Here is a 5,588-nt window from a genome sequence, read left to right as displayed (position 1 = left end):
CCCGCCGCGCCCGCCACGGCGCCCGCACCGAACCCGGGCCCGGTGCCGCAGGTGCGGATGCTGGCCACGCCGGGCGGCCAGTTCATCGACCTGGTGTGGGGCGACAACCCGCCCGGGCAGGCACCGGAGAAGGCTCGGGTCGGAGAGCTGTTCACCGATGAGGGACCGCAGTTCTCCACGGTGACGGTGGCGCGTCCGCTGGTGCGGCGCTTCCACCTGCCGGGCACCACGAGCCTGTCGGAGCAGCTTTTCCGCGCCGCCGGAACCCGGATCACCCGCGCGCACGCCGCACGGATCGAGGCGGACCTGCAGGCGATCCGCGCCGCCGAGGCCGCCGAGGCCGCCTAGGGCGAGTAAGGCTCGCGCGGCCCCGGATTCTCGGGGTGGTGCGGCGCGTCTGGTGTCTCTGGGGGGTGGCACCAGACGCGCCCCGCCCCGGGTGCCGGGGCCGCGCGGATGACCGGGGAGCGCGAGGAGCGTGCGACGGTGGGGACCCGTACGCTCCTCGCGCTCCCACGGACAGACCAAGCAGAAAGAAGGAAGGGCGGTGGTGGTCTGGTGACGCCGGAGAAGGTCGCGGTGCGCGCCGGTATCCCGGCCCCGTTGACCGCGGACGACCGGGCGGCGATCGAGGAAGCGATCGAGGACGCGCTGGCGGAGGCGGGCGCCTACCTCGGGCGGCCGCCGCTGCCGGAGCAGTACACGCAGCGCGGTGTCGTCCCGGACGGGCGCGGCGGCTGGCTGCTCGACCACGAGCCGCTGATCGAGGTCATCTCGGCCACCGCTGAACTCCACCCGGTGACGGGCGAGCCGGTGGGCTCCTACACGATCGTCTACCGGGCGGGTCTGGACCCGGAGGCCGATCGCCGCTACGGGCGGGTGCTGGCTCGCATCGTCGCCTGGTCGGCGGCCGCCTCCCCGATCGTGCGGCGCATCGCCCAGACCAAGGGCGTGCGGATCAGGACGTCGGTGAACGTCGAGGGCCAGGGGGTCACCTACGAGTCGTCGCAGGCTCAGGCAGGGTCGGGGGCCGCGGGGGCGTCGCCGGTCCTGGCGGAGCTGGACGAGTGGGTGGCGCACACGGTGTATCAGGCTCCGGGCCGGGGCGCGCACCCGATTGAGACGGGCACTGCATGGCTGTGATCGAGGCCGACCGTGTCTTCGGGCTGCGCCGCCGTACCGGCGGCGTGGACGGGCACGGCACCCTGGTCGCCGGGGTCCTCGGCGTGGCCGGGGAGTGGGAGCCGGGCCGGATCGTGAAGCGGCCGGAGGTCGACGGCCTGGCGGAGACCGGGCCGGGCCTGTGGGTGCTGACGGTCGACGCCTCATGGTGGCCGGTCACGGCCGGCGACCAGGTGGTCGAACGAGACGGCGGCCGGGCGTGGACCCTGGCGAGGGCGTCGCTGCGCGCGAGCGACTTCGACCCGTCCATCGACTACATCAGGATCGAGGCGTCTCTCGCGTCCGGCTGAAGCACCTCGACCCACACCCGCTCAGCGGGGTGGACCTCGATCTTGCTGTGTGTGGTGCCGTCCGAGAACCGGCCGGTGGTGGCGAGGAGGTACCACTCGGCTTCGGGGACGAGCCGGACCTGTGGGCGGCCGCGCTCGCTGGCGTGGACGCCGGAGACGGCACGCAGATCTTGGCGCCATGCCCCGTGCCGGGTCAAGACGACGACGCGCTCCCCGATGAAGTCGATATCGGCGGTGGCCGGGACGGGGACGCGGGCGGGCGGCTGGTCGATGCAGGCCGGGATGCTCATGGGATCGAGTGTGCGTCGCCGTACCGACAAAATGCGAAGGGCCCGGCTCTCGGCCAGGCCCTTAATGATCTTGTCGCACGTGCGACAAGATCATCCACGCTCGGGAAGGTCCGCTTCGATCTCCTCGGCAGCCGCACGCAGCTTCTGCGCCAGAGCCCGTGCCCGCTCCGGCGCCTCCAACGTGATTCGTCGCAGCGTCGGCAGGTCCTCCAGCGCCCTCTCCACGGCCTGGAGCGGGTCGCCCTTCGGTGCCCTGGACTGCTCCAACTCGGGCCGCTTCTCGGCCGGGTTGAGCTGAACCTCCAGCTCGGCCACCACCGCCTTCAACCCCGTGGGAGAGATGTCGTTGTTCGCCTCGGCCTTCTCCCATACCTGCCGGATCACTGCCGCAGCCCCGAGACGGGCGAGGACCTCGATCTGGCGGAACGACAGCCGATCCACCTCCGGCAGCGCCAGATGTACCGGGACGGACTGCATCGCCCGGTAGGCGTGCTGCCGGCTGATCTGCCACCGGTCCTCGACATACTCCATGAACGACTTGTAGCTGCCGTACACCTCGTACAGCTTTCCGTCGCGGATCTCCAGCAGCGACCGCCCGGCCGTCAACGTCCAGTAGCGCTCAACCCGGCTACGGGCCGTCTCGCGCACCTCCTGGGCGCCGCCGATGATCCGCTCGTAGTGAGCGAGCTGCTCACCCGGTTCGGCGTCCTCGGGAGCCGGCTGATACTGCGGCCCGGACGGCACCTCGAACGCCGGTGTGGGCTTATCCACCACCATCCCGACGATCGGCGCACCACTCACAGCCATCTCCGCCTGGCGGACGACCGCAGCGGGCGCCGCCGTGGTGGCGACAGGCCCGACCCCGCGGTCCAACCTGATGTCGTCCTCGACCTCCGGCAGCGGCCGCTTCTTCCCTGTGCGGCTCATGCGGTCGCCTTCAGATAGGCGTCGACGCGCTCTGCGAAGATCTGCCGGACTTCCGGGCCTGCATTCTGCGGCGGCTCAGCGCGCTCGCTGGCGTCCTCCACCGACGCACGCAACGGAAGGTGAGGAGTCCACACCAGATCACCGAACTTCTGGATGAGCGACTCGGTCCGCTGGTCGTGGTTGGCGACGCCGGCGCGCTTCATGTTGACCACGACGCCGATCATTCGGCAGCGCAGCCCGAGGCCGGATCGCTGGTCGTCGTCCTCGACGAAGTTCCGCAGCCGGTAGATGCCGCGCACAGCGTCGTAGGTCGGAGTGGTGACGCCCACGACGCTGTCGCTCGCGACGACCGCCAAGTGCAGCAGGTGGCCGATAGTCGGGGGAGTGTCGATCAGCACGTCATCGAACTCGCCGGCGATCGGCGCCAGGCACTTGTGCAACCGCTGCCACGACAGCGGCACTCCCGCCTCGCTGATGCGCTCCTCCAGCTCGATCCGAGAGGGAACCAACGTGATGTTCTCCGCCCAGTCCTGTTCCCACTGGCACGGCAGGAACGACGCACGCAACGCTTTCGGCGTGTAGTCGCGGATCGCCTCGGCGATCGTCGGTCGATCCTCCAGCTCGTGCTCCTGGTAACCCATGCGGCGCGACAGGTTTCCTTGCGGGTCGAGGTCGATCGCCAGGACGCGTCGGCCGCGCATCGCGAGCTCGGCGGCAGTCCCCTCGACCTCGTTGGATTTGCCCACGCCACCCTTGTGGTTGGCGAAGGTCGTGATAGGCATGGCGGGTAGCCTTCCGTCTGTTCGGATGTTCCTCGCCTGCTCCATGGCCGTCGAACCGATGGAGCAGGCGTCCGAAACGTTAGCCGTCCTGGCGTGTGACGGTAATGCCGACTCCCTAAAACGGGCAGGGAAACACCCTCAGACGCTTGGCTCTCACCCGCTCTATCGGTCACCATCGAACACATGAGCGTCTCCGCATCGCCTTCTCCGGCCGCTCCCGGCCTGGGTGCGCGCTGGCTCAAGCGGGTCGACATGGCCGGACCTGTACCTGAGCACGCGACCGAACTCGGCCCGTGCTGGCCGACCAGCGGCCCCACCAACAGCAAGGGCTACCCGATCATCTCGGTCGGCGGGAAGACGAAGCTGCTGCACCTGGTGGTGTATCCGCTCGTCCACGGCCCGATCCCGCCCGGGTGGGAGGTCGACCACCTGTGCCACCACCCGGACTACTGCCGGCTGAAAGTGAGCTGCCCGCACCGCAGGTGCGGCAACCCGGGCCACTGGCTGGCCCGGACGCCGGAGGAGAACAACCTGCGCTCCGGCTCCCCCACTGCCGTCAACGCCCGCAAGGAGGAGTGCATCCGCGGGCACGAGTTGGTCGGGGAGAACCTTGCTACGAGGAAGGACCGGCCGGATCACCGGGAGTGTAAGGCATGTCGACGGTTTCGCCGTTCGATGGCTCTGGCCGTGGAAATCGCCACCGCCGGAGGATCGGGCGAGCAACTCGGGCTTCCGTTGTAGGCACTCTACGAGCAGCCCGGGTTCCCGCCGTAGACGGCCGAAGGGGAATGCTGTCAGCTTCGGATGACATTGCGCGCGATCTCCGGCGGGGCTCCTCATACCTGCGTACCTGGACCAGAGGCCCATCTCTGTATGTCCCGTCCAGGGCTGCGCGGACGGGAGGGTCGGTGCTCGACGGCGTGAGCGGCAGCCTGTCGAGGGCGTTTTCGAGGTGGTTCACGTACTCGCGAAGCACCTTTCTGTTGGATCTGCTACCTACGAGGATGAATAGGATCTTCCAGCTACCGCGGAGGTGGTAAGGCAAGACGGTCCTGCCGATGGCTTGCCTGATGCGGATAGCGAACAGGCTCGACCTTTCAGCCGGCGTTTCCACTGGCAAGCTGAGTGTCCCGCGGAGATCCCACAGCACCTCCTGGTCGAATGCTGCGATCAACTCGTGCTCTTTCGCAGAAGGGCGCTTCTTCTTGGTGAAGTTCTGCCACGCCTCCTTGAAGCAGTCCTCTACGGTGGTAGGTGCCGGAGCTTCGCTCTCCTTGGTTGCCGGCTTCTTCGCTGTACGCCACGCCGCGATCGACTGAACGCCGGCAGCGGCGCAGGTGACTACTGCTGTACCTGATGTGATCAACGCGGCGAGCTCGGCCGGGGTGAGCTGCGTTGTCGCGGTGGGGATGGTGGAGATGGCGATTCCGAACACCAGGGCGGCCGCCGCAACAGTGAGGATGATCAGATTGTGCCTAGTCATCCTCTGGAACCATGCTTGCTCAGGGTCGGAAGCTTTGGGCTTGGAGATCGGCTCTCTCGAGTCTTCGGCGTAGCGCTCTGCTGTTCTGAACCTCAGCAAGATGCTTCCCCCGAGCGCCCAGAGAAGTGGCAGAACCCAGTACCACAACGGAACAGACGTTACGCCCATGCCGTATAGCCCTATCGCCAGGCCTAAGGATGTCGTGGCAAGGGCCATAGCGAAGTCGCCGAGGAAGCGCTTCCAGCCATTCCGGCCGGGAGAGTCATCGCTCATTCACATATAGTGACGCTTAGGCATCTCTTCCGGAAGATCAGACGTATAGCTATCCGGCATGGCAATGCAGGGTGATGGTGGCGATGTAGCGGCCGCGGCCGTCCGCCTCGGGAACCGGGCCGCCCCCGAAGGTCGATTCGACGTGCGTGACGATCGTCTGCCCCGGCGCGGCCGCGAGGGAGGGCAGGGTTGCGAGCTCCTCTAGGGCGACGTACAGGATGCGGCGCAGGTGCTGCTCCCCCACCGGGGCGTCGGTCGAGTCGAGCGCTTCCAGGCGCAGCGGGACCCGCAGGCGGCCGGTCAGGAGGTCGTCGGCGCCGCCGGGCGCGGCCCGCACCCGCAGCCGCGGGTACGGCGCCGC

Annotated in this window: 8 protein-coding genes; 4 read left to right on the top strand and 4 right to left on the bottom strand. The window is 68.5% G+C overall.

The features are described from left to right. From ACWJ6R_RS28825 to ACWJ6R_RS28815, 3 genes are all read left to right on the top strand, one after another. The coding region (locus tag ACWJ6R_RS28825) for a hypothetical protein (protein ID WP_449065245.1) at positions 1–348 on the top strand (348 nt) is incomplete at its 5' end. A 210-nt stretch (positions 349–558) separates the two neighbouring features. Then, the gene (locus ACWJ6R_RS28820) at positions 559–1,143 is read left to right on the top strand and encodes a hypothetical protein (RefSeq protein WP_449065244.1); all 585 of its coding nucleotides are present in this window, start codon (positions 559–561) and stop codon (positions 1,141–1,143) included. Next, entirely contained in the window at positions 1,134–1,472 is a 339-nt protein-coding gene (locus ACWJ6R_RS28815; protein WP_449065243.1) for a hypothetical protein, read from the top strand. Before ACWJ6R_RS28820 ends, ACWJ6R_RS28815 begins: the two co-directional genes overlap by 10 nt. Here the strand turns inward: ACWJ6R_RS28815 and ACWJ6R_RS28810 are convergent. From ACWJ6R_RS28810 to ACWJ6R_RS28800, 3 genes are all read right to left on the bottom strand, one after another. Further along, positions 1,436–1,762 (bottom strand): hypothetical protein, encoded by a 327-nt coding sequence (locus tag ACWJ6R_RS28810; protein ID WP_449065242.1) that lies wholly within the window; start codon positions 1,760–1,762, stop codon positions 1,436–1,438. The genes ACWJ6R_RS28815 and ACWJ6R_RS28810 overlap by 37 nt on opposite strands. 90 nt (positions 1,763–1,852) lie before the next feature. Then, complete coding sequence (locus ACWJ6R_RS28805) at positions 1,853–2,689, bottom strand: hypothetical protein (protein ID WP_449065241.1); 837 nt, start codon at positions 2,687–2,689, stop codon at positions 1,853–1,855. After that, positions 2,686–3,471, bottom strand: coding sequence for a ParA family protein (locus ACWJ6R_RS28800; protein ID WP_449065240.1), 786 nt, complete (start codon positions 3,469–3,471; stop codon positions 2,686–2,688). Before ACWJ6R_RS28800 ends, ACWJ6R_RS28805 begins: the two co-directional genes overlap by 4 nt. Positions 3,472–3,654: 183 nt before the next feature. Here ACWJ6R_RS28800 and ACWJ6R_RS28795 point away from each other — a divergent pair, with 183 nt between their 5' ends. After that, positions 3,655–4,212 carry an HNH endonuclease gene (locus ACWJ6R_RS28795; RefSeq protein WP_449065239.1) on the top strand — a complete coding sequence of 186 codons (558 nt, stop codon included), beginning with the start codon at positions 3,655–3,657 and terminating at the stop codon, positions 4,210–4,212. A gap of 1,064 nt (positions 4,213–5,276) precedes the next feature. Here the strand turns inward: ACWJ6R_RS28795 and ACWJ6R_RS28790 are convergent. Continuing rightward, on the bottom strand, positions 5,277–5,588 hold a 312-nt coding region (locus tag ACWJ6R_RS28790; RefSeq protein WP_449065238.1), incomplete at its 5' end, for a hypothetical protein.

The organism is Planomonospora algeriensis (assembly GCF_977012225.1).
The sequence above is the reverse complement of the archived record's forward strand: the minus strand, read 5'-3'. Positions and strand labels throughout refer to the sequence as shown.